The sequence below is a fragment of the Clostridioides sp. ES-S-0123-01 genome (assembly GCF_020658415.1).
Classification (GTDB): domain Bacteria; phylum Bacillota; class Clostridia; order Peptostreptococcales; family Peptostreptococcaceae; genus Clostridioides.
In genome coordinates, this window is the sequence record NZ_JACVWD010000003.1 from 1 (window position 1) to 23,918 (window position 23,918).

At 28.0% G+C, this 23,918-nt stretch carries 18 protein-coding genes, 1 rRNA gene and 1 riboswitch; of the genes, 15 read left to right on the top strand and 4 right to left on the bottom strand.

Features of this window, described 5'->3' with window-relative positions; genetic code table 11:
* Position 1 precedes the first annotated feature (1 nt).
* The 12 genes from rrf to IC175_RS07065 all read left to right on the top strand — a co-directional run bounded on the left by rrf (position 2) and on the right by IC175_RS07065 (position 12,036).
* A 5S ribosomal RNA gene (gene rrf, locus IC175_RS07010) occupies positions 2 to 118 on the top strand.
* A gap of 191 nt (positions 119 to 309) precedes the next feature.
* Positions 310 to 918, top strand: coding sequence for a DedA family protein (locus IC175_RS07015; protein WP_227483401.1), 609 nt, complete (start codon positions 310 to 312; stop codon positions 916 to 918).
* 142 nt (positions 919 to 1,060) lie between these two features.
* On the top strand, positions 1,061 to 1,990 hold the full coding sequence (locus IC175_RS07020; protein WP_227851345.1) for an AAA family ATPase: 930 nt from the start codon (positions 1,061 to 1,063) through the stop codon (positions 1,988 to 1,990).
* 13 nt (positions 1,991 to 2,003) lie between these two features.
* Positions 2,004 to 3,779: a nitric oxide reductase activation-like protein gene (locus IC175_RS07025; protein ID WP_227851346.1), complete on the top strand. Its 1,776-nt coding sequence runs from the start codon at positions 2,004 to 2,006 to the stop codon at positions 3,777 to 3,779.
* Between the two features lie 137 nt (positions 3,780 to 3,916).
* Positions 3,917 to 4,110: riboswitch (cobalamin riboswitch) on the top strand.
* A 184-nt stretch (positions 4,111 to 4,294) separates the two neighbouring features.
* A complete protein-coding gene (locus tag IC175_RS07030) occupies positions 4,295 to 5,047 on the top strand; it encodes an energy-coupling factor ABC transporter permease (protein WP_227435530.1) in 753 nt (250 codons plus the stop codon).
* Entirely contained in the window at positions 5,037 to 5,321 is a 285-nt protein-coding gene (locus IC175_RS07035) for an energy-coupling factor ABC transporter substrate-binding protein (protein WP_227435527.1), read from the top strand. The genes IC175_RS07030 and IC175_RS07035 overlap by 11 nt, the downstream gene beginning before the upstream one ends.
* Positions 5,322 to 5,323: 2 nt before the next feature.
* On the top strand, positions 5,324 to 6,022 hold the full coding sequence (cbiQ, locus tag IC175_RS07040) for a cobalt ECF transporter T component CbiQ (RefSeq protein WP_227851347.1): 699 nt from the start codon (positions 5,324 to 5,326) through the stop codon (positions 6,020 to 6,022).
* Entirely contained in the window at positions 6,015 to 6,836 is an 822-nt protein-coding gene (locus tag IC175_RS07045) for an energy-coupling factor ABC transporter ATP-binding protein (RefSeq protein ID WP_227435523.1), read from the top strand. The genes cbiQ and IC175_RS07045 overlap by 8 nt, the downstream gene beginning before the upstream one ends.
* A gap of 248 nt (positions 6,837 to 7,084) precedes the next feature.
* Complete coding sequence (locus tag IC175_RS07050; protein ID WP_227435521.1) at positions 7,085 to 9,349, top strand: DUF3553 domain-containing protein; 2,265 nt, start codon at positions 7,085 to 7,087, stop codon at positions 9,347 to 9,349.
* A 16-nt stretch (positions 9,350 to 9,365) separates the two neighbouring features.
* Entirely contained in the window at positions 9,366 to 10,664 is a 1,299-nt protein-coding gene (locus IC175_RS07055; protein ID WP_227825089.1) for a M18 family aminopeptidase, read from the top strand.
* Between the two features lie 30 nt (positions 10,665 to 10,694).
* On the top strand, positions 10,695 to 11,447 hold the full coding sequence (locus IC175_RS07060) for a patatin-like phospholipase family protein (RefSeq protein WP_227851348.1): 753 nt from the start codon (positions 10,695 to 10,697) through the stop codon (positions 11,445 to 11,447).
* 64 nt (positions 11,448 to 11,511) lie between these two features.
* The gene (locus IC175_RS07065; protein WP_227435515.1) at positions 11,512 to 12,036 is read left to right on the top strand and encodes a peptidylprolyl isomerase; all 525 of its coding nucleotides are present in this window, start codon (positions 11,512 to 11,514) and stop codon (positions 12,034 to 12,036) included.
* A 761-nt stretch (positions 12,037 to 12,797) separates the two neighbouring features.
* Here the strand turns inward: IC175_RS07065 and IC175_RS07070 are convergent.
* The gene (locus IC175_RS07070) at positions 12,798 to 14,396 is read right to left on the bottom strand and encodes a putative manganese-dependent inorganic diphosphatase (RefSeq protein ID WP_227435512.1); all 1,599 of its coding nucleotides are present in this window, start codon (positions 14,394 to 14,396) and stop codon (positions 12,798 to 12,800) included.
* A gap of 854 nt (positions 14,397 to 15,250) precedes the next feature.
* On the opposite strand from IC175_RS07070, the gene adhE reads away from it, so the two are divergent.
* Positions 15,251 to 17,893 carry a bifunctional acetaldehyde-CoA/alcohol dehydrogenase gene (adhE, locus tag IC175_RS07075; protein ID WP_227435504.1) on the top strand — a complete coding sequence of 881 codons (2,643 nt, stop codon included), beginning with the start codon at positions 15,251 to 15,253 and terminating at the stop codon, positions 17,891 to 17,893.
* A 379-nt stretch (positions 17,894 to 18,272) separates the two neighbouring features.
* On the opposite strand, the gene IC175_RS07080 is transcribed toward adhE, so the two are convergent.
* Genes IC175_RS07080 through IC175_RS07090 form a run of 3 tightly spaced genes read right to left on the bottom strand, consistent with a single transcriptional unit; the run spans position 18,273 to position 21,913 of the window.
* Positions 18,273 to 18,614, bottom strand: a complete 342-nt coding sequence (locus IC175_RS07080) for a hypothetical protein (protein WP_227435502.1) — start codon at positions 18,612 to 18,614, stop codon at positions 18,273 to 18,275.
* A 39-nt stretch (positions 18,615 to 18,653) separates the two neighbouring features.
* Positions 18,654 to 19,316 carry an ABC transporter ATP-binding protein gene (locus tag IC175_RS07085; protein ID WP_227435499.1) on the bottom strand — a complete coding sequence of 221 codons (663 nt, stop codon included), beginning with the start codon at positions 19,314 to 19,316 and terminating at the stop codon, positions 18,654 to 18,656.
* A gap of 11 nt (positions 19,317 to 19,327) precedes the next feature.
* Complete coding sequence (locus tag IC175_RS07090) at positions 19,328 to 21,913, bottom strand: FtsX-like permease family protein (protein ID WP_227851350.1); 2,586 nt, start codon at positions 21,911 to 21,913, stop codon at positions 19,328 to 19,330.
* Positions 21,914 to 22,120: 207 nt separating this feature from the next.
* Here IC175_RS07090 and IC175_RS07095 point away from each other — a divergent pair, with 207 nt between their 5' ends.
* Positions 22,121 to 23,056, top strand: a complete 936-nt coding sequence (locus tag IC175_RS07095; protein ID WP_227825093.1) for a sensor histidine kinase — start codon at positions 22,121 to 22,123, stop codon at positions 23,054 to 23,056.
* An 18-nt stretch (positions 23,057 to 23,074) separates the two neighbouring features.
* Positions 23,075 to 23,812 (top strand): LytR/AlgR family response regulator transcription factor, encoded by a 738-nt coding sequence (locus IC175_RS07100; protein ID WP_227825094.1) that lies wholly within the window; start codon positions 23,075 to 23,077, stop codon positions 23,810 to 23,812.
* Positions 23,813 to 23,918: the final 106 nt, after the last annotated feature.

The following is a 23,918-nucleotide window of genomic DNA, read 5'->3' on the forward strand; positions in this document are numbered from 1 at the left end:
ATGTGGTTACAATAGCAGAGAGGATACACCTGTTCCCATTCCGAACACAGAAGTTAAGCTCTCTAGCGCTGATGGTACTTGGTGGGAAACTGCCTGGGAGAGTAGGACGTAGCCACGTAATTTTTTTATTTTTTGTTGTCAAGTTTCTTATTTTCAAATTTCTTATTAAAAAAACATAAGTCTGTTATAAATGCTTTATATAAACACATATAATATTTTAAAGAGTTTTTTATAAATTAATTCTTATAATGTAGGATGTGAGGTTTTATAGGTATGTACTTTTAAATAAGAAAGGAGATAGATAAGTGGGTGTCTGTAATCAATAGTTTTATTTTACAATATGGATTAATATCTGTATTTGTATTAATTATGATTGAGTATGCTTGTTTTCCATTACCTAGTGAAGTAGTTTTGCCACTTTGTGGTGCTATTGCAGCAAGAAATCATTTTGGTTTTCTAACTATTTTAATTTTAAGTATAGTTGCAGGTATACTTGGTTCAATATTTTGTTATACAATAGGTAATTGGGGAGGAAAATCTATCATAAATAAGATAGTAGAGATATGTCCAAAGGCAAAAAAGGGAATTTTTACATCACAAGATTATTTTAACAAATACTCTTCTATTTCTGTTTGTGTATGTAGATTAATTCCTCTATGTAGAACATACATATCTTTTATAGCAGGTATTGCAGGTCAGAATATTATAACTTTTATTGTATCCTCTATTGTGGGTATCACCATATGGAATACTTCGTTAATTAGTATTGGGTATATTTTTTCAGAGAGTTGGGTAAAAATAATGTCACATTATAATGATTATAAATTTATGGTTCTAATTATACCAATAGCTATAATTATTGTTGGTTTTGCTATTAAGTCACATATACATAAAAAACACAATAGAATAAGATTATAAAAATATATATGGACAGCCCTTTTTGTAGAATACAGAAAGGGCTGTTATTAATTTATAAAATTAATTTTAGGCTATATCCTTTTGTGCTAAAATGGTGTTAAGAAATAAAACAAATACTATTTTATATAAAAGGGGTAAGGATATGGATATAATAGATAACTTAAGGATACAAGGGGTAGATGAGAAACTTATTGAAGATGTATTGTATTTCAGAAATTATTATAGCTTAGAAAAAGATTTAGAATACAGAGTAACAAAATCTAAAACTTATTTTTATGGTAAAGAGATATTATCTATGTGTATAACAGCTATTTTAGAAGAAGAAAATATTTTATTGTCAGGGCCAAAGGCAACAGGGAAAAATTTACTTGCTGATAATTTAGGCGAGATATTTAATAGACCCCAATGGAATACCTCGTTTCATATAAATACAGATAGTTCAACACTTATAGGTACAGATACATTTATAGATAATGAAGTTAAACTTAGAAGGGGTTCAGTTTATGAGTGTGCTGTTAATGGAGGATTTGGAATATTTGATGAAATTAATATGGCAAAAAATGATGCCATAGTTGTAGTTCATTCAGCCTTAGATTATCGTCGAGTGATTGATGTGCCAGGTTATGAGAGAGTTAATCTGCACCCAGCAACAAGATTTATTGGAACTATGAATTATGAGTATGCAGGAACAAAGGAACTTAATGAAGCTCTAGTTTCTAGGTTTATGGTAATAGATATTCCTCCTGTAGAAGAGGAGAAGTTAATGATGATTTTGAAAAATGAATTTTCAGATGCTGATGAAGAAAAATTAACACAATTTGCAGGGATATTTTTAGATTTACAATTAAAATCTCAAAATGGTGAAATATCTAGTAAAGCTATTGATTTAAGAGGTCTTATGGCATCTCTTAAAACTATAAGAAGAGGATTAAAGCCAACTCTTGCAATTAATATGGGGCTTACAGGAAAGACTTTTGATATATATGAAAAAGAAATGGTTGGAGATGTAATTAAAACAAGAATACCTAATAAATGGGAGAGTGCAGATATATTTCCAATAAGTCATATTTAATATAGGTGAGATTATGAAATGGATATATGATGATTATGAATTTGAAAATAGAGCAAATAACTTATCTTGGACAATAGCTGGTGATTATAACGAAAGTATAGATATATCAGAAAAAGATTATTCTTCAAAGGAAATAGGTCTATACTTTGCAATAATTGCAGGAGCTAGAAGAAAATATGTAGACTGGGATATAGTTAAAAAATACCTCACAAATAGAATGCGAAAAGGATATGATAAGGATGTTATATTAGGTCTAATTCAAGTTATACTAAATACAATTGTTGAAGAAAAAGCTATTAAAGATAGACCTGGAATAGAAGATATTAGAAAAAGAGCATATAAAGATATTGTTTCACGTTTTACCAAGATATACAATAACAATATGATGGACAAGATTAAATATGCATTTGTACTTTATAGCATGGATAAACATCCAGCATTAGATAGTATAACTAAAAGAATAGTAAATGATATAAGGCTTATAGATACAAATCAGGATATTATGGAGATTTTAAAGGTATTAGATGTTATATATTTAACTTATTTTGAATATATATTGAATAGTGAAGAAAATAATTCTACATATGATGAAAACAATGTAAAAAATGTTGAAGTAAACTTTGATACGTTTGCTGATTTTATGTATGAAGAACTATATAGCGATGAAGAGGAAAATATCGTTGAAAGTGATATAGATTCAATCTCCTCATCAATGCTTATAGAGGGAGTAGGAGACTTTGACAATTCTCAAGCTAACAATTCAGCAGATAGAGTTATATATGTTGATGAAGAGACTGTAAATAAAATATACACTAAAATAGAACATTACTATGGGAAAACTTATTTAAGTAAGGGTGAAATTAAAAAGCTTGAAACACAAAATTGTAGAAACGTACATGAAGGATGTAGAATTCACTTCACAGATGGTGTTCTTAGAAGTGAATGTAATAATGTTTTTCAGCTAAAATATGTGACAAGACAAAAAGAAAATAATTTAGGCAAATTTAGAGAACATGCTAGGATGTATAGACAACAAATAAAGCGATTAAAAGAAAGCCTTTCTAGGATTTTAGTAGAAGAAAATGCTAAAAATAGAGTATATTCTGATTGTGGTACTATATTAGCAAATAGAGCCTGGAGAGTTGGAAGGAGTAATAATAATAAAATATTTTATAAAGATATAGAAAATGAAAAAGGAAAATATGTTATTGATATATTGTTGGATGCAAGTGGTTCTCAAAGTAGAAACCAAGGAAATGTAGCAATTCAAGCTTACATAATTGCAAATGCTTTGACGGAAGTTGGAATACCAAATAGAGTTATGGGTTTTTCTAGTTTCTTAGATTATACGATATTAAAAAGATTTAAGGATTATGATGACAGTATTAAAAATAGTGAAAACATCTTTGAATACTTCTGCGCTGGTAACAATAGAGATGGTTTAGCTATAAAATCTATATGTAGTGGTTTGATAAATAGAGATGAAGAAAATAAAATTTTGATAGTCCTTAGTGATGGAAGACCAAATGATGTAAAGATAGGAAAAAACAGTGAGAGAACTTTAAGAGGTGAAAAAGCTTATAGAGGTGTTGTTGGTTTAAGAGACACAGCTAATGAAGTAAGAAAAGCTAGGAAACAAGATATATTAGTATTAGGAGTATTTACAGGTAAAGAATCAGAACTTGAAGCTGAAAGATTAATCTATGGAAATGATTTTATATATTCAAGAGATATAACTAGATTTTCTGATGTAGTTTCAATGTATTTAAAGAAAATAATTAGGAATTAATAGATTTATAAAAAAGAATTTATATACATAAAAATATAAAAATGAATAAAATTTGTAAAAAATGTAGAAATTTTCACAGAAAAGGTATACAATGATTTATATAGAAAATGAATTAAAAATAAAGTAATATTAAAAATTAAATATATAATATTATAGGTTCTTTAAGCAAGATTAATAGGGAAGAAGGTTAAATTCCTTTACAGCCCCCGCTACTGTGATGCAGACGAAACTTTTGTTAGCCACTATGATAATATGTTTTTATATTTCATGGGAAGGAAGAGGAGTAGGATGAAGCTAAGTCAGGAGACCTGCCTAAAATATTAAAGTGATTTCTTCGGGGATGGAGAAAGTTTCTTATAATAATTATACAGATATGTTTATTTTATGTGTTTGTATTTAGATTGTCGAAAATTAGAAGCCTAGCCATCGAGTTAGGCTTTTTTATTTTGCTATAATGAAGGATACATGTATTATTCATATTTTAATTATTAGAAAGGGAGAGAGGGGATACTCAAATGAAACAAAATATCAAATTAGGGGTTATAGCTGCACTTATGTTAATAATTTTAACTCCAGTTACATCAAATGCAATGCATATAATGGAAGGTTACTTACCAGTAAAATGGTCTATAGCATGGGGAGTTATATTTATACCATTTTTCTTAGTGGGATTAAAATCAATAGGTAAAATAGTAAAGCAAGACCCTAAGAAGAAAGTTTTATTAGCTCTATGTGGAGCATTTGTCTTTGTATTATCAGCATTAAAAATACCTTCAGTAACAGGAAGTTGTTCACATCCTACTGGAGTAGGTCTTGGAGCAATAATGTTTGGACCAAGTGTAATGTTTGTTCTTGGAACTATAGTTTTAATATTCCAAGCATTATTACTAGCACATGGTGGAATAACTACTTTAGGAGCTAATGCTTTTTCAATGGCTATAATAGGTCCAATTATATCATTTTTAATATTTAAAGCATTAAAGAAAAAAGATGGAAATAATGCTATACCAGTATTTCTTGCAGCAGCAATAGGAGACTTAGCCACATATACAATAACTTCAATACAATTAGCACTGGCTTTTCCAGACCCATCTGGTGGAGTGATGGCTTCAGCAATTAAATTCTTAGGAATTTTCTTTATGACTCAAATACCAATAGCAATAGCAGAAGGTATCCTTACTGTAATTGTATATAATTTAATTACAGAAAATGGAGAAAAAAGCATACTAGAAAATAATGATAAAGGAGTTAAAGCTAATGAGTGCTAAAACAAAAACAAAAACTAACATATTATTACTTTTATTAGTAGTAGCTCTTATTATATTCCCATTACTTGTAAATTCAGGTGCTGAATATGGAGGAGCAGATGGTCAAGCTGAAAGTGAAATTACTAAGATAAATCCAAATTATGAGCCTTGGTTTAGTAGCCCATATGAGCCACCAAGTGGAGAAATAGAGAGTTTATTATTCTCTGCACAAGCAGCTTTAGGTGCAGGTGTAATAGGATACATATTAGGTATTCAAAAAGGAAAGAGAAGTTAATTATGCTTATAATTGATAAATATGCATATACAAATAGATTGAGTAAAGTAAATCCAAATAAAAAAGTAGCCATAGGAGCAATTTTTCTAATTGCTTCTATGGTAATAAAAAATGTATTTATCTTAAGTGGAATTATGATTTTAATGAGTATTTTAGTTGTTTGTGTAGCAGGGATAGATTTAAAAAATTATTTGAAATTACTTCAAATACCAATGTATTTTTTATTTCTTAGTATAGGTATAACTCTTGTAAATATATCTTTTAATAAAGTAGATTTACTATATAGTTTTCAATGTTTTAGTTTTTATATAGGAATATCAAAGGCATCTATTGACATGTCTATTCATGTGTTATTTAGAGCTATGTCTTGTTTAACTTGTGTGTATTTTTGTATACTTACAACACCTTTTAATCAGTTAATATTTTTCTTCAAAAAATTGCATTTACCAGACACCTTTGTTGAATTATCAATGTTAATATATAGATTTATATTTATATTTTTAGAAGAATTTTCAGAGATATATAAATCACAAGAACTAAGATTTGGGTACATAAATTTAAAAACTTCATATAAATCTTTAGGGATTCTTGGAAGTATGCTGTACAAAAGGCTTATGACAAGGTATGATGATATGTGTATATCATTAGACATAAAATTGTATGATGGTAAATTTCACATAGTAGGGGATAATGATGTTTAAAATAAATAATTTAACATATCAATATGAAAAAAATGCTAGTGCATTATTGAACATTAATATGGATTTCTCAAAGGGAAATGTTATAGGTATAATAGGCTCAAATGGTTCAGGAAAGTCAACTTTATTTATGAATTTAATGGGAATATTAAAGCCTACATCTGGAGAAATACTTTTCAAAGAAGAAAAGTTAAAGTATGATAAGAAGAGTTTGTATAATCTTAGAAAGAATGTAGGGATTGTTTTTCAAGACCCAGAAAAACAAATATTTTACTCAAAAGTATATGATGATATAGCATTTGCGATGAGAAACATTGGGATGGATGAAAAAATTATTAAAGAGAGAATAAACAAAGCTTTGATAGCTGTTAATGGAATAGATTTTATAGATAGGCCAGTACACTTCTTAAGTTATGGTCAGAAAAAAAGAGTAGCAATTGCATCAGTTATAGCAATGGAAAATGAAATTATATTGCTTGATGAACCTACAGCTGGATTAGACCCAGTAAGCACTAGGTCTATTGTAGATATAATAAAGGGATTAGATAAAAATAATATAAAAATAGTAATATCCAGTCATGATATGAATTTAATGTATGAAATATGCGATTATATATATGTACTGGATAAGGGGATTTTAATTGATGAAGGAAATGCAGAAAGTGTATTTGTAAATGAGAACAATATTATACAAGCTGGATTAGAATCTCCATGGTTAGTAAAGGTACATAAAAATATGAATTTACCTTTATTTAAGAAAGAAGAAGATTTGTATAAGTACTGGAAAGAAAGAGACTTAGTACAAATAAATAATTAAGCCCTAAACCTATTTTAAAAAAATAGATTTATATATAATAACCCTTAACCTAGACCCCTTAAAGGTGCCTTATGATTCCCCAAATCATAAGGTTATTTTTTTATAGATATAAAAATAAATTTTATAAGTAAGTGTTATCTAATTGTTAAAATTTGACAATAATCTATTAATATAATACATAATTATAATTTGAAGTAATTCATATTTTAGATTAAAATATATTTATGGCTGTTAACAGGAGGAGAAATATGAATTTAGATACATTAAATCCTGCTCAAAGAGAAGCAGTAGAAAAAACTGAGGGGCCAGTACTTATATTAGCTGGTGCTGGTTCAGGTAAAACTAAGGTACTAACAACAAGAATAGCATACCTTATGGAAGATAAAGGTGTACAAGCACCTAGTATATTAGCTATAACATTTACAAATAAAGCTGCAAATGAAATGAGAGAAAGAGTCGAACAAAATATAGGTTCGGAAACTAAGGAAATGTGGATAAGTACATTCCATTCTTGTTGTGTTCGTATACTTAGAAAAGATATAAATAAAATTGGTTACAATAGAAGTTTTGTAATTTATGATGCTGCAGACCAAGTAACCTTAGTCAAAGATTGCCTTAAAGAATTAAATTTAAGTGATAAAGTATTTGAACCAAAGGCCGTTATAAGTGCTATTTCAGGAGCAAAAGATAAGCTTTATACACCAAAGCAGTTTAAAGATATGAATATGTCGGATAATAGAATGGTTAAAATTGCAGATATTTATGCATTATATCAAGACCGTTTAAAGAGAAATAGTGCACTTGATTTTGACGATTTAATACTTAAAACTGTAGAACTTTTTAAGGCTAATGATGAAGTATTAGCTTATTACAGAAGTAGATTTAGATACATAATGGTAGATGAGTATCAGGATACGAGTAAAGCTCAATATGAGCTAATAAAATTATTAGCTAGAGAACATCAAAATATCTGTGTTGTTGGAGATGATGACCAAAGTATTTATGGATGGAGAGGCGCAGATATAAGAAATATACTTGAATTTGAGAAAGATTATGATAATGTACATGTTGTGAAACTAGAACAAAATTATAGATCAACACAAGTAATATTAGATGCAGCTAACAAAGTTATATCAAATAACATAGAAAGAAAAAGAAAGAAACTTTGGAGTGAAAAGAAAGAAGGAGAACTTATAAAGATACAACTAACTGGTAGTGAAATAGAAGAAGCTGATTTTATAGCTGACTCAATTGCACAAATAGCTAGAAAAGAGAATAGACCATACAAAGATTTTGCAGTACTTTATAGAGCAAATGCACAAGCAAGACCTGTAGAAGACGCTTTAAACAGAAGTCAAATACCATATAATATATATGGTGGTACAAAGTTTTATGAGAGAAAAGAAATAAAGGACTTAGTAGCGTATTTAAGAGTTATTCAAAATCCACAGGATGACATATCTATAAAAAGAATTATAAACGTTCCTAGAAGAGGTATAGGGCTTAGAACTATAGAAAAAATTGAAGATAGAGCCAATTTGAAACAAGAGAGTATATATTCAGTTTTAATTGATATAGAAACAAACTCCGATATATCTACAAAAGCTAGAGCAAGTATAAGTGGATTTGTTGATATTATAGGTACACTTAGAACTATAAAAGAAGTCTATCCTGTTAGTAAGTTAATAGAAAAAGTTTTAGATACTACAGGATATATGGATGAACTTGTAGATATAAAAAATAAAAATGAAAAAGATTTAACTGGTAAAGGTGAAGAAGCTCAAGATAGAATTGATAATTTAAGAGAATTTATATCTATAGCACTAGAGTTTGAAAGTAGTAGTGATGACACTTATGAAAATAAAGATTTAGAGACATTTTTAACTAGTATAGCACTTACATCCGAATCTAATGATGAAGAGGACAATGATAGAGTTTCTCTTATGACAATTCATACATCTAAAGGATTGGAGTTTCCAGTTGTATTTTTAACAGGGATGGAAGAAGGACTATTTCCTATATCAAGAGCTATAAAGTCTCTGAGTGAATCTCAAATAGAAGAAGAAAGAAGGCTTTGTTATGTTGGTATAACTAGAGCTAAAGAAGAGTTATACATGTCACTAACTGAAAAAAGAACGCTATATGGTAAAACAAATGTTGCAATAGCTTCAAGATTTATGGAAGAGTTACCAGAAGAATGTATAGAAAGATTGTACAAAATGAAAAAAGAATTAAGTTATTCTAAAGCAAGTTATAATATGTTAGATAAATATACTAAAAAGTATATGAATACTATAAGTAAATCTAAAGTTGCAGATAATGTTAACGCTACAATAAAAGATTCAAATAAAGAGACTAATCCAGAAGATATAAAGCTTGGTTCTAAAGTACATCATCCTAAATTTGGGGTTGGAACAGTCGTGTCTATAACTGGAACAGATGTTACTATAGCCTTTGATAAGCAAGGAATTAAAAAAATAAATAAAGAATATACAACACTAGATATTTTATAATGGAGGAAAATTAGGAATGGATAGTATAAGCTTTGCTAAAAATTTAATAGATTTCATATACGATAGCCCATCATCTTTTCACGCAGTTGATAGTGCTAAAGAAGTTTTAGATAAAAATGGATTTGAAGAGTTAGCTTTAAATAAGAAATGGAATCTAAGAGTAGGTGGAAAATACTACGTGACTAAAAATTTATCTGCTATAGTAGCTTTTGTAGTTAACTCAGATAATATAGAAGAAGGTGGGTTTAGAATAATAGGTTCTCATTCAGATTCTCCTACATTTAGTATTAAGCCAAATGCAGAAATAGAAGCTGAGAAAGCTTATTTGAAGCTGAATACAGAATGTTATGGAGGAGCAATATTAAGTACATGGTTAGATAGACCACTTGGTATAGCTGGAAGAGTAGTCTTAAAAGGAGATAGTGTACTTAAGCCAAAGGAAAAACTTATCGACTTTAAAAAACCAATTTGTATAATACCAAATCTAGCTATACATTTGAATAGAAGCATAAATGATGGTCATTCATATAATAAGCAAAAAGATATGTTACCTCTAGTTGGATTATTAAACGATACATTAGAAAAAGATAACTTTCTTTTAAAACAAATATCATCTAATTTAAATGTAAAAGTGGAAGATATAATAGACTTTGATTTGTTCTTATATGAATTTGAAAAAGGAAGTTTAATAGGGGCTAATGAGGAATTTATATCTATTGGAAGACAAGATAATCTTGCAATGGTACATGCTAGTTTAAATGCTTTAGTTGATGCTAAAGGACAAAGTGGTGTAAATGTAATGGCTGTATTTGACAATGAAGAAGTTGGAAGTTCTACTAAACAAGGTGCAGATTCAAATATGCTATTAAATATATTGGAGAGAATATGTTTATCAATAGGGAAAGATAGAGAAGGATTTTTTGAGGCTATTTATTCGTCTTTCATGATATCATCAGATTTAGCTCATGCTATTCATCCAAATACTCCAGAAAAACATGACCCAACCAATAAACCAGTTATGGGAAAAGGGCCTGTTATAAAGATAAATGCAAGTCAAGCATATACAAGTGATGGATATTCTATAGCTGTTTACAAAAATATATGTAAAGAAGCTAATGTCGAGTATCAAGAATTTGTAAATAGGTCAGATGAGAGGGGTGGAAGTACTATAGGTCCAATATCCTCTACTCATGTAGATATACCATCTGTGGATGTAGGAAGTCCAATTTTAGCAATGCATTCTATAAGGGAATTAGGTAATGTTGAAGACCATTATAGTATATATAAAACATTTAGTAAGTTTTTTGAAATATAAATATAAGATAAACAATTTGGAGATGAAACTATGAAACTAGGACTATGCTTAGAAGGTGGAGGAGCAAAGGGAGCTTACCAAGCAGGGGTAGTTAACGCTTTGTATGATAATGGAATAAATCATTTTTATTCAATTTCAGGAACATCAATAGGAGCAATAAATGGATATTATTTATACACAGGTAATGTTGATAACTTGAAAAAAATGTGGATAAATATAAAAGATATCCAGAACGGAAATGTGAAAATAGTAAATAATACTGTGGATAATTCTCCAGCTATAGATAATCTGAGAGAACTAGATAGTAGTAAAATAGAGAAAATGAACTTCTATGTTAACTATGTAGAAGTTAATAATAAGGTAGTATCAGAAAAGGTTGTAAATGTGTCAAAAATGCCTAAAGACGAAGCAATTTTAAGCATTTCATATAGTGGATTGTTACCATCAAATCCAAATGCTACTCTTGGATTTAAAGAACAATTTATGAAGGATGTGCAAGATGGTATTTATGATGGTTTTAAATTGGATGGAGGTCTAATTAGGAGTGCGTTAATTGAGCCTTTAATTGTGGATAATGTGGATAAAATTATTCTGATATCCACAAAGTATAATTATGATTTACCAGATGACATCAAAAAAATATATAATGAAGATAAAATAATAGTAGTTAGACCTAACACTCAATTTGCACCTAAAGATACTCTTAACTTTGATGATGAGTTTTGTAAAACTATATATCAAGAAGGATATGAAATAGGAAAAAATATACTTGCTAGAGTTTAATTTAGAGTATAATATAATAAATGTAATTGTGTAATTTAATTAATAAAAAGGAAGGTAATAAATCATGGAAAATAAAAATCCTATAGTAACTATAGTAATGGAAAATGGAAAAGAAATAAAAATTGAGTTGTACCCAAATATAGCACCAAATACAGTTAAAAATTTTGTATCATTAGTAGATGATGGATATTATAATGGAATAACATTTCATAGAGTAATACCAGGATTTATGATACAAGGTGGATGCCCAAATGGTACTGGAATGGGTGGTCCAGGACATTCTATAAAAGGTGAATTTAGTGGAAATGGATTTACTAACAATTTAAAGCATGAAAGAGGCGTTATATCAATGGCTAGAACTATGGCACCTAATTCAGCTGGTTCTCAATTTTTTATAATGCATAAAAATTCACCACATTTAGATGGTCAATATGCAGGTTTTGGTAGAGTTATAGAAGGTATGGATACAGTTGATGAAATAGCATCAGTTAGAACAGGAGCAGCGGACAAGCCACAGACTCCGCAAGTTATGAAAGCTGTAACTGTAGAAACTTTTGGAGTAGATTACTCAGACGTTGAAAAAAACTAGGACACAGATAAAAGAAAAAATATATACAACTTAAAGATAAAGTGAGATGTTATTATATTTTCTAGAGAATATAATAACATCTCACTTTTTAATTTATTCTATTATACTTTGTTTTACTGAAATTTAATTATCTATTAAATTTTTATTATACTAAATAACTCCAGTAATCTTATCAGAACATCATCTTAAAGTATTATAGAAAAATAATTATATTAAATTATTTATGATTAAGTTTTTAATATATAATATATTAAAATAAATATAGAAGATAGATGGAAAACATTTATTTTAACATTTTTTAAAGCTATTTTAGCGATTTTATTTAAGAAAAGAAAGTTATTTGTATATTTTTATTTAAGAAAAAACATTATAATGGTAATATATTCTATTTACAATTTCATAACTTTGGTTTACAATAATAGAGACAATAAATCCTAAAGAACATAATAAGAAAAAAGTGCTTAATATTTGAGAGAGACTGGTTTAGTTTACACCAGCTAAACCAGTCAAGGAATAATTTAAAGTGTAATATATAATAATAAGAAAAAAATACACTATTAGAGTTTTCTAATAGTGTATTTTTTTATGGAATTTAATATTGTTATAAAAGAATTTCAAACAGTAAATTTTTAAGTGACATATTGTAACTAAGTATGTACTTTAACAAAGACATTAAATATATTGAAAGGTTTAATAAAAATATAAAAAACTGTTTCAAATTTAAATTTGAAACAGTTTTTGTATTGTTTAAAGATTTTATATTATTTAAAATTTTTAATTGCAGTAGTTAAGTTAGGTACTAATTGTTTCTTTCTAGATACAACACCTGGAGCAAATGTTCCTTGAACTCCTTCAATACCAAATGCATCAGCAATTAATCTATCTTCTGCTTTGTAAATTAAATAAGAACCTTCTTTTATTATATCTGTAACTGCAAGAACTAATTTGTCATAATCAGTTGAATTTATATAAGATAAAAATTCATCCTTCTTAGCAAATATAGAGTCTGTGTCTAAAGTAAATACTTGTCCTATACCAACTCTATGTCCACTCATGTTAAACTCTTTAAAGTCCATATTTACTATTTGTTCTATAGTAAACTCATCTAAAGAAGTACCACATTTAAACATATCCATAGCATATTTTTCCATGTCTACTTTTGCTATTTTACTTAATTCTTCACAAGCTTTCTTATCCATATCAGTAGTTGTTGGAGATTTAAATAATAATGTATCAGATAATATAGCAGATAAAAGAAGACCAGCTATTTCATAAGGTATCTCAACATTATTTTCTTTATACATTTGATAAATTATAGTACTATTGCATCCAACAGGCATAACTCTAAAAGACATAGGAACATCAGTAGAAATACCACCAAGTTTATGATGGTCAACTATTTCAACTATATTTGCTTGTTCAATTCCATCAGCACTTTGAGCATATTCATTATGGTCAACTAAAACAACATTCTTTTTAGATGGATTTAATAGATGCCCTTTTGAAATTAATCCTAAAAACTTATTGTCATCATCTAATATAGGATAAGATCTAAAATTTGTTTCTAACATAATTTCTTTTATTTCATCCATATAGTCATCTTCTTTAAATGTAATCAAATTATCTGTGGCTTCTATAGAATCTAAGAAACTACATTGATTTATGACATTAGAAGTTTTGTAGTTGTCACTTTCAACAGAAACAACAGACACTCCATTTATTTTAGCAAGAGCTAGTAAGTCTTTTGAAATTTTTGTATGATTAGTAAGTATTAAAAGCTTAACTTTTGTATCAATTGCGTATTCAATACTATCATATCTATCGCCAACAATAGCTATATCCCCTTCTTTTAAAGTCTCTATCAGGGTTTCCATACCAAATGATAAAGTAACAACTCTACCTTTTACATCTTCACCACAATCTACAAGGATATTACCATTAAGGTTTTTGCAGATATTTGATAGTGATGTGTGTATAGTTGTAAAATGTTGATGAAGAAGGTTTTTAGCTATTTCTTTCATGGTAATAATACCAGCAAAAGTTCCATCCTCATAAGTTACAGGTAATGTTTTAACATTTTTTTCATCCATAAGATTATAGGCTTCTAATATAGAAGAAGTTGGAGTTAAAGGTACTACCTTATCATAATTTAAATCTCTAACTTGTATTCTAACGTTATCTAAGATTTCAGGTGCATCTACCTTAAAGTAATCTAAGGCGTATTTAGCTTCCTTTCTGATGTCTCCTAAAGCATAAGCTGTTGCTTCTATCCCTAATTTGTTTTTTAAATGTGCTAATGAAATTGCAGAACATATTGAATCTGTATCTGGATTTTTATGTCCGAAAACTAATAAACTCATTTTAATACTCCTTTCAAAACCTGAATATAATAACTGATAAAAATATTATATCAAAAGGTAGTAAGTATTTGTTGTAAAAGAAAAAATTTAATGAAAAAATATTATAGGAAATTTTATCTCTTATATAAGTACTACAAATTTAATATAAAATTTTTTATGATATCTACTTTTACCCAATTAAATTAATTTTTATTCACAATTAATTGATTGGATATACCTGAGAAAAAATTAATTAATATGATAATAAACTAAGAATTTATAAATAATTTTGTGCTGTAAAATTTTTTGTATACATATTGTAAGTAAAAAATTAACGAGGTTGATATAAAAATTGTTTATCTACATGAAAAATATTATTTTAAGATATTGACTTAAAAATAACTTATAGAAACTAAAATATTTTTAATTTATATATTTTTAAAAATTACATAGTCATTATCAAAAGAAAAAATGCATATAAATCAAAAATAAGTGTTATTTTATGAAAATATGACAAAAATATTATGTCTTACTTGTAAAAATAACATATAAAATTTAATAAATAAAAAAAGTGAAAGATATAAATTATCATTTTAGTAGTTTATTTAGTCAAAGTAAATTATTCAAATGAAATATATCTTATTTAAATAAAAAAATTTAATAAAAGTAAAAAAAATAATATATTTGTTAAAAAATAAATTGACAAAATATTCAGAAAAAAACTTCTTGACCTAAGGGCATAAAATAAATAAAATCTAAAGTATAGATATGAAATCTATAAAATTATTTTAAGTATAGGTTAAAAATATAATAGATGATGCATTTAAGATTTATAAAAATAGGAGATGCATAATTATTTAGGGAGGTTTTTAGTTATGGAGAAAAAAGAAAAGGTTGTAGAAACAGTAGCTGTTGAAGTATGTAGCCCTGAGATTGTCAATAGTGTTGAGACATTAAGAATGAGGCTAGAGGAAATTAGATTAGCACAAAAAGAATTTGCAACATTTACACAAGAGCAAGTAGATAAAATTTTCTTAGCTGCTTCAACTGCAGCAAATCAACAAAGAATTCCCCTAGCAAAAATGGCAGTTGAAGAGACTGGTATGGGTATTGTTGAAGATAAAGTTATAAAAAACCATTTCGCTTCAGAGTATATCTATAATGCTTATAAAGACACTAAAACTTGTGGTGTTATAGAAAAAGATGAGGCATTTGGATTTACAAAGATTGCTGAACCAGTAGGTGTATTATCAGCAGTTATACCAACAACTAACCCTACATCAACTGCAATATTCAAGTCCCTAATAGCACTAAAAACTAGAAATGGTATAATTTTCTCCCCTCATCCAAGAGCTAAAAACTGTACTATAGAAGCGGCTAGAGTTGTACATGATGCAGCAGTTAAGGCAGGAGCACCAAAAGGTCTTATAGGTTGGGTAGATGTGCCTTCAATTGAATTGACTAATGTTGTTATGGCAGAAGCAGATCTTATATTAGCTACTGGCGGACCTGGAATGGTTAAATCTGCATATTCTTCAGGTAAACCAGCTGTTGGAGTTGGACCTGGAAATGTACCAGCAATAATAGATGAGAGTGCAGATATAAAAATGGCTGTAAGTTCAATATTAGTATCAAAATCATTTGATAATGGTATGATATGTGCTTCTGAGCAAGCAGTAATAGTACCAGAAAAAATATATGAAGAAGTTAAAAAAGAATTTAAATATCGTGGAGCACATTTCTTAAATAAAGAAGAAACAGAAAAGGTAGGCAAAGTAGTAATAATTGATGGAACTTTAAATGCCAAAATAGTTGGACAACCAGCTCATGTAATAGCAAAAATGGCAGATGTAGAAGTGCCAAAAACAGCTAGGATAATAATTGGCGAAGTTGAATCTGTTGAAGTAGAGGAACCTTTTGCACATGAAAAACTTTCTCCTGTCCTTGCAATGTACAAGTCTAAGAGTTTTGAAGATGCAGTTGCTAAGGCTGAAAAATTAGTTGCTGATGGTGGGTATGGTCATACTTCATCATTGTATGCAGACTCTATCAATCAACCAGAGAGAGTAGAGAAGTTTGTAAATGCTATGAAGACTTGTAGAGTATTAGTTAATACTCCATCATCACAAGGTGGTATAGGTGATTTATATAACTTTAAATTAGCTCCATCTCTTACTCTTGGTTGCGGTTCTTGGGGTGGAAACTCAGTATCAGAAAACGTAGGAGTTAAGCATTTACTTAATATCAAGACAGTAGCTGAAAGGAGAGAGAATATGCTTTGGTTTAGAGCCCCACAAAAAGTTTATTTCAAAAAAGGATGTTTAGGTGTAGCAGCAAGAGAATTTAAAGATGTCATGAACAAGAAGAAAGCTTTTATAGTAACAGACTCTTTCCTTTACAATAATGGTTATACTAAAAAACTAACTGATTTATTGGATGAAATGGGAATTAAGCATACTACATTCTTTGATGTTGCTCCAGACCCAACACTAGCTTGTGCAAGAGAAGGGGCTAAGGCTATGTCCGATTTCCAACCAGACTTAATAATATCTGTAGGTGGAGGTAGTGCAATGGATGCTGGTAAGATAATGTGGGTAATGTATGAGCATCCAGAAGTAGATTTCCAAGATTTAGCAATGAGATTTATGGATATAAGAAAAAGAGTATATGCATTCCCTAAGATGGGTGAAAAAGCATACTTTGCAGCTATTCCTACTTCAGCAGGAACTGGTTCAGAAGTAACTCCATTTGCAGTTATAACTGACCAAGATTCAGGTGTAAAATATCCATTAGCAGATTATGAATTAATGCCAAATATGGCTATAATTGATGCAGATATGATGATGGAAATGCCACCAAGATTAACAGCAGCATCAGGTGTTGATGCATTAACACATGCACTAGAGGCATATGTATCTATGCTAAGAACTGAACCAGCTGATGGACTAGCGCTTCAAGCAGGCAAAATAATATTTGAATATTTACCTCGTGCATATAAAAATGGAAAGACTGATAAAGTAGCAAGAGAAAAAATGGCAATGGCATCTACTATGGCTGGTATGGCTTTTGCAAATGCTTTCTTAGGAATTTGCCACTCTATGGCACATAAACTTGGTGCATTCCACCATGTTCAACACGGTGTTGCAAATGCATTGTTAATAAATGAAGTAATTAAGTTCAATTGTGCAGAGGCTCCAAATAAGATGGGCGCATTTTCACAATACAGATACCCTGATTGTATACAAAGATATGCTGAATTTGCTTCTTTCGCAGGAATTAAAGGAAATACAGACCAAGAAAAAGTGGATAATCTTATAAAAGCAATAGATGAATTAAAGGCAAGAGTGGGTCTTCCTAAGACTATAAAAGAGGCAGGAGTAGATGAAGCTAAATTCTTAGAGGGATTGGATGCTATGGTTGAACAAGCATTTGATGACCAATGTACAGGTGCAAATCCTAGATATCCATTGATGAGTGAATTAAAAGAGATATATTTAAAAGTTTATTATGGTAAATAATATTTCTTTTAGAATATTAATTCTATTAGACTTGAATATAAGTTATTAGACTTGTATATAAATTATTAGATTTGCATATAAATAGAGTTTTATTAGAGCTATATATAAATATTTGTTAATGATAGATTTTAACTTAAAACCTAAATAAAAATGATAAAAGATAAGAAAATTTATATTGATTTTGAATATGTATATTTAATCAATTAACTTTAAAATTAGTCACAAAATTTTTTTATTACATATAATTTTAAAGTATAATATATAAAAAACTTTATGAAAAAATTATAAAAATATTCAGAAAATTCTATTGACTAATCTATTTATCATGATATAATAGGTATAGAAAACAAAAAAACTGGGGCCTATTAAGGCCCCCTTATTACTTTTTGATAGATTTATTTAGAATAACTTTCTCATTTTGATTTTTTATATTTATGACAGAGTCGTTGTAATCTACCTCGAAGTTAGCAAAGGCAGAAAATAAATCTATATCTCTTAACAAATGAATTGTCATACATTGCTTGTTCTTATTTAATCTTAGAATTAATGCTCTTACAAATGGAAATTGGATTCTAGAATTAAATAAGTTAGAACCATCAGTATCTATATCTAAGCTACGATAATTAATATCTATAAATACATCTACATCATCGTTTTCTTCTCTTATTATTCTATAGTCAAAATCCAAGTCTAAATTTAAATTACCTAAAACCAATAACATTTAAATCCTCTTTTCTATAAGTAGTTTTAGAGTATTAGTTTAACTAAGCTCTCCATCTATTATAGATATAATTCTATCTGCTTTTCTAGCAATATTTTCATTATGTGTTATTATTATAAGAGTTTGGTTATATTTTTTTATAGAACTTTTTAGTAAATCCATGACTTCTTCCGTAGTTTTACTATCCAAATTTCCTGTTGGTTCATCTGCTAGGATTATACTTGGTTTTGCAGATAAAGCGCGTGCAATAGCAACCCTTTGTTGTTGACCACCAGATAATTGATTTGGAAGATGATTTTTCCTCTCACTAAGACCCAATAAATTTATAATGTCTTCGATATATTCTTCATCGACTTTTTTATTGTCTAACTTTAGTGGTAATTCTATATTTTCTTTTACATTTAATACTGGAATTAGGTTATACTGTTGAAAGACAAATCCTACTTTTTGTCTTCTATATTTTGCTAATCTTTTATCTGAAAGGCAACATATATCTTTACCATCGACTTTTATAGTTCCACTACTTGGTCTCTCAAGACCGCCTACTAAATGTAGAAATGTGCTTTTTCCACTTCCACTTGGACCAATTATCGCAACAAATTCACCCTTATTTATTTTTAAATTTGCATCCTTTAGTGCATGTACAGCTGTTTCCTTTTTTCCATAAATCTTACCTAAGTTAAGAATCTCTAATATAGGCATAATTACTCCTCCTATTCTGTAATGTTTATAGCTTCAACTATACTAATTTTATTTATTTTCCTTAATGGAATATATGTAGCTAGAATACCTATAATTATGTTTGCTAAAACAACTAGGATATATATTTTGTAATCTATTGAAAATCCCAAGCCATACGATACAAAATTACAAGTGTAATACATTCTAAATTGTATTATAAGACTTACCACAATAGTAATTACACTTGAGAGTGCTCCATATAATATTCCCTCATAGAGTATCATATTTTTAAATCCTCTCTCAGAGATACCAATAGCTCTTAACATTCCAAATTCGCTAGTTCTTGAAGTTAAGTTATAACTTATATTATTTATTATGTTAAGTACACTAATTATGAACATAACTGCTACTATTCCATAAGCATAAATCAGAGCTCTAGCTGTCATCTTATCAGAGTTTTCTTTTTCCATTAGCATATTAACTGTTGTAGTTCCAGAAGATTCACTTCCTATTTTACCTAAGAATGTGTTTATCTTTTTTACATTTGCATTTTTATTAATATCTACATAAACTACATTATATTTATCTACACCAGTTAGTTTTTTTAGATAGTCGTTACTTGTTATCACATCTATACCCTGTTCTCCAGAATATAGGCCATTATCTGCAAAAGGATAACTTACAATAGCTCCAACTTTAAACTCATATTCTAGATATTCATAATTATCTTTTAGTTTTATATAAAGATCTTGATCTATCTCACCTTTTGGATATTTGACTTTTATAGTATCTCCTACTTTTATATCTGCAGCAGGTGTCCCTGTACCAGGAATATAACTTAGCTTGTATTTATTTGTTTTAGAAACTTGTGGTACATATAATATAGCGAGGTTTTCTTTTTTCATTCTTTCCAGATTTATACTCCCACTCACTAAGTATTTTTCTAATGAATTTATCATCTCATCATTGTAACCTCTTAACTTTTGTTTTATTGTATATTTTCCAGTATTCTTATTTTTTATGAATAGAGGAAAATCCTTATAATAAGGCGTTGAATTAATAATATTGTAGTAATCTAATCTATTTAATTTATCTACTTCTATTCTTGTATCTAAGATGCTGGCAGTTTTGACTTTGTCAATTCCATCTATATTTTTTATTTTATCTATCTGATTATCATTAAGTCCTTTTATATCCTTGAAAGAATCAGCTTTATTAGATTGATTTAGTTTTAAGAAAAAATTTGTTAGAATAAAATCTGCATTCATATATGTTTCTTCTTGACTATTTTTGTTTTGTATATCTGAAAAAGAATATTTATAATTCTCCTTTATGACCATTATACCTCCGAGACTCATGGATAATATAATTATAATGAATCCTTTTTTATTCCTAAAGATATTTTTAGCAGATATAGATTTTGTTACTGATATATTTAAAGTTAATTTTGATATCAAAGAATTAACCTTATTTATATTTTTATCAGTTCCAAAAGTTTTTCTTATAGAGTCAATAGGAGAAATTCTTCTTATCTTTAAATATGTAAAGAAACTTATAATTAGTATGGTCAATATTATACATCCAATTGATAAGAGGATTATTTTATCTGGGATAACAAAAGGAGTAACTGTTACATTTCCTTCAAATTGAATATTTCCTGCAGTCCTATTAAATATTTGTGCACCACCAATACCTACACATATACCTATAGGTATTGCTATTAAAGCAAGTATAAAAAGTTCATAAAACATAAGTTTTAAAATCTTAAAGTTAGTGGCACCAATAGCTCTTAAGATACCATATTCCTGTATTCTTTGGTATATTGATATGACATAGATACTATATATTACAATGCCAGAAAATAGGCTCATAGCAATTGTAGTGTATTTACTTGAGTTATCTAAAGTACCATTTTCCATAGTAGCGTCTATAAGCATTTTGTTTTTTCCCACACTATTCTCATCCAACATAGTAGCTTTTACTATATTATCTATGTTTGTATTTATATCACTGCCCTCATTAAATTCAATATAAGTGTAAGAAAATTTATCCAGTTTTGATTCATTTAGATTCAAAAAAATTTGACATATACCCTTTTTTTTCTGAATAGGTCTATCTTCAAGTATTCCGACAACTTTAAATGTCTCTGGTTTTTCTTTTTGATATAATTTAAAAGTAAGGTCTTGATTTATTTCTGGTTTTAAACCCAGACTATTTAAAATCCATTTCTCCACTACCACCTCATTACTAGCTTTTGGAAGGTGACCTTTTATAAGCTTAGATTGATTAGTTAAGTAATTTTTATTTGCATATTCTAAGTTTATAGGTAATTTTTCATTAAGATCTGTATAACCATAGGGAGAAGTTATGCCTAAATTTTTAATATCTTTGCTAGACTTTATGTATTCTAATTGATTTTTATTTATATCTTTAAAGTATACATGGTCAGTTCCAAGTTCTCTTTTCAATCTATCTACATCTGCTTGCTGAGCACTTCTTGAGAGAGTACCAATACCAACAATGAGTGATGTAGCAAGAATTATACTCAGAGCAATTGCTAAAGACCTTGCTTTATAACTTTTTATGTATCTTAGTGCTATTTTCAAATTATCTTTCATATTTACCACTTCCTTTCTTAGCTAACTTAATTATATGTTTATTTAAAATATATATCAAAGTAAGTATCTTCAAGTTTTGAGTACTTAATTGTACAAATTTATGTATGTTTTTGCAAGTTTAATTAATGTATATGTAAATTTTGACTTTTTACATAATTTTTTTAAAATGATATAATTTTCATATAAATTGTAGATGGGAGGGAAATTATGGAGAATAACTTTATATTTCCTATAGTAATACTAACCTTATTTATATTTAGTAACCTTATAATGAATAAGTATAGGTTTTACAAAGAATTAGACATATTAAAAAGAGGACTACTAACATTTTTTTTATCATGTTTTGTATGGATTTTATTCATGGAGAGTATTCAATATATACAATTAAGTTTAGGATATAATTCTTTACTTGAAGGAGTATTAAACATTATATTTTTTCTAATTTTAATTATTTTAAGTTGTTATATAGGTTTTAAATTTATAAGATTGATAAATAATAACAATGAACAAGAATCCAAGTTACAAAAGCTAGATAGTAAAATAAATCATAAGGATAATATAATCGTCAAATTAAGAAGTCAAAAACATGACTATTTGAAACATTTGCAAGTAGTGTATTCTCTATTAAATACTGGGTTAGATGAAGATGCTAAAGGATATATAATGAATATATCAAATAACTTTAAATCAAAAAACTCAAGGTATGGGAAAGTATCTTATTTAGATGCTATAGCTTCATTAAAATATGAGGAATGCCTTGAAAAGAATATATCTTTTGATGTCTATATTCAAGATTTTATGGATAATTTAGAGATTGAACCTAACGACATGAGTTCAGTACTATTAAATATAATAGACAATGCAATAGAGTCTTTGTCTGCTATAAAAAAGGAAAAGAAGTATATAAGATTGCATGCATATGAAGATGAATTTCAGTATATTGTAGCCATAAAAAATAATGGTCCTAAAATACATAATGTTGAAAGTATATTTTTGGATGGGTTTAGCACTAAAGAAGGACAAGATAGAGGTTTTGGGTTATATCTAGTTAAAAATATATTAGATAAGTATGATTATAGTATACTTGTAAATAGTGATGATTTTTTAACTGAATTTGTAATCTTAATACCAAAATATTATTAGTTAGGAGGAGAGAAGTCTATGATAAAAGTTTTGATTTGTGATGATGATAAAATTGTAAGAGATGATATAGCAAATATAGTTAAAGAATCTGGATATGTAGATTATGTTAAGAAAGTCAAGGATGGCATAGAAGCAATTGAATTTATAAAAAATGAGAAAATAGATTTATTGATTATTGACATTGATATGCCATATAAAAATGGGATTGATTCTGCCAAAGAAATTCTTTCTATAGATAAAGATATACATATAGTATTTGTAACAGGTTTTGCTGATTACAGTCTTGAGAGTTTTAAAGTACATCCTATAGATTTTATAGTTAAGCCATTTAAAAAAGAAAAAATACTTGATTCAATTAACATAGCAATAGACCATATTAACTCTCATAAAATTGCTAAAAATAATTTTATAGAAGACACTCTTTTTGTATATAAAATAAGGAAACAGATACATATGATTAACTTTGATGATATAGTTATGTTTGAGAAAAATTCAAGGGCTATCAATCTATATACTAAAGATGAAGATACAATAAAATTTTACGAGAACTTTGATGACTTGCAAAAACGCCTACCTCCTAATTTCTTTATGACTCATAGACAATACATAGTAAATTTAAGGCTTATACATAAGATTATACCTATAAATAAATCTTCCTTGGAGATAAGGTTTATAAATTTTCAAGAAAATGCCATATTAAATAAATCTCTAGAAAAAGATTTTCTATATAGATTTTATAGGGTTAAAAGATTCTAGTGAAAAGAGAGGAACAAATTCTGTTATACAATAAGTATTATAAAGATGATATATAAGAAAAGTTTATATAAAAATTATTTATAATTATGAGTTAATTTATATAAGT

Bases quoted from the DNA above. Each gene is read 5' to 3' on its own strand.
- IC175_RS07050 (WP_227435521.1), top strand. From the start codon at position 7,085: ATGAATTTAGATACATTAAATCCTGCTCAAAGAGAAGCAGTAGAAAAA.
- IC175_RS07055 (WP_227825089.1), top strand. From the start codon at position 9,366: ATGGATAGTATAAGCTTTGCTAAAAATTTAATAGATTTCATATACGAT.
- IC175_RS07100 (WP_227825094.1), top strand. From the start codon at position 23,075: ATGATAAAAGTTTTGATTTGTGATGATGATAAAATTGTAAGAGATGAT.
- IC175_RS07080 (WP_227435502.1), bottom strand. From the start codon at position 18,614: ATGTTATTGGTTTTAGGTAATTTAAATTTAGACTTGGATTTTGACTAT.
- IC175_RS07070 (WP_227435512.1), bottom strand. From the start codon at position 14,396: ATGAGTTTATTAGTTTTCGGACATAAAAATCCAGATACAGATTCAATA.
- IC175_RS07065 (WP_227435515.1), top strand. From the start codon at position 11,512: ATGGAAAATAAAAATCCTATAGTAACTATAGTAATGGAAAATGGAAAA.
- IC175_RS07035 (WP_227435527.1), top strand. From the start codon at position 5,037: ATGAGTGCTAAAACAAAAACAAAAACTAACATATTATTACTTTTATTA.
- IC175_RS07030 (WP_227435530.1), top strand. From the start codon at position 4,295: ATGAAACAAAATATCAAATTAGGGGTTATAGCTGCACTTATGTTAATA.
- adhE (WP_227435504.1), top strand. From the start codon at position 15,251: ATGGAGAAAAAAGAAAAGGTTGTAGAAACAGTAGCTGTTGAAGTATGT.
- IC175_RS07060 (WP_227851348.1), top strand. From the start codon at position 10,695: ATGAAACTAGGACTATGCTTAGAAGGTGGAGGAGCAAAGGGAGCTTAC.
- IC175_RS07020 (WP_227851345.1), top strand. From the start codon at position 1,061: ATGGATATAATAGATAACTTAAGGATACAAGGGGTAGATGAGAAACTT.
- IC175_RS07095 (WP_227825093.1), top strand. From the start codon at position 22,121: ATGGAGAATAACTTTATATTTCCTATAGTAATACTAACCTTATTTATA.
- IC175_RS07090 (WP_227851350.1), bottom strand. From the start codon at position 21,913: ATGAAAGATAATTTGAAAATAGCACTAAGATACATAAAAAGTTATAAA.
- IC175_RS07045 (WP_227435523.1), top strand. From the start codon at position 6,015: ATGTTTAAAATAAATAATTTAACATATCAATATGAAAAAAATGCTAGT.
- IC175_RS07085 (WP_227435499.1), bottom strand. From the start codon at position 19,316: ATGCCTATATTAGAGATTCTTAACTTAGGTAAGATTTATGGAAAAAAG.
- IC175_RS07025 (WP_227851346.1), top strand. From the start codon at position 2,004: ATGAAATGGATATATGATGATTATGAATTTGAAAATAGAGCAAATAAC.
- cbiQ (WP_227851347.1), top strand. From the start codon at position 5,324: ATGCTTATAATTGATAAATATGCATATACAAATAGATTGAGTAAAGTA.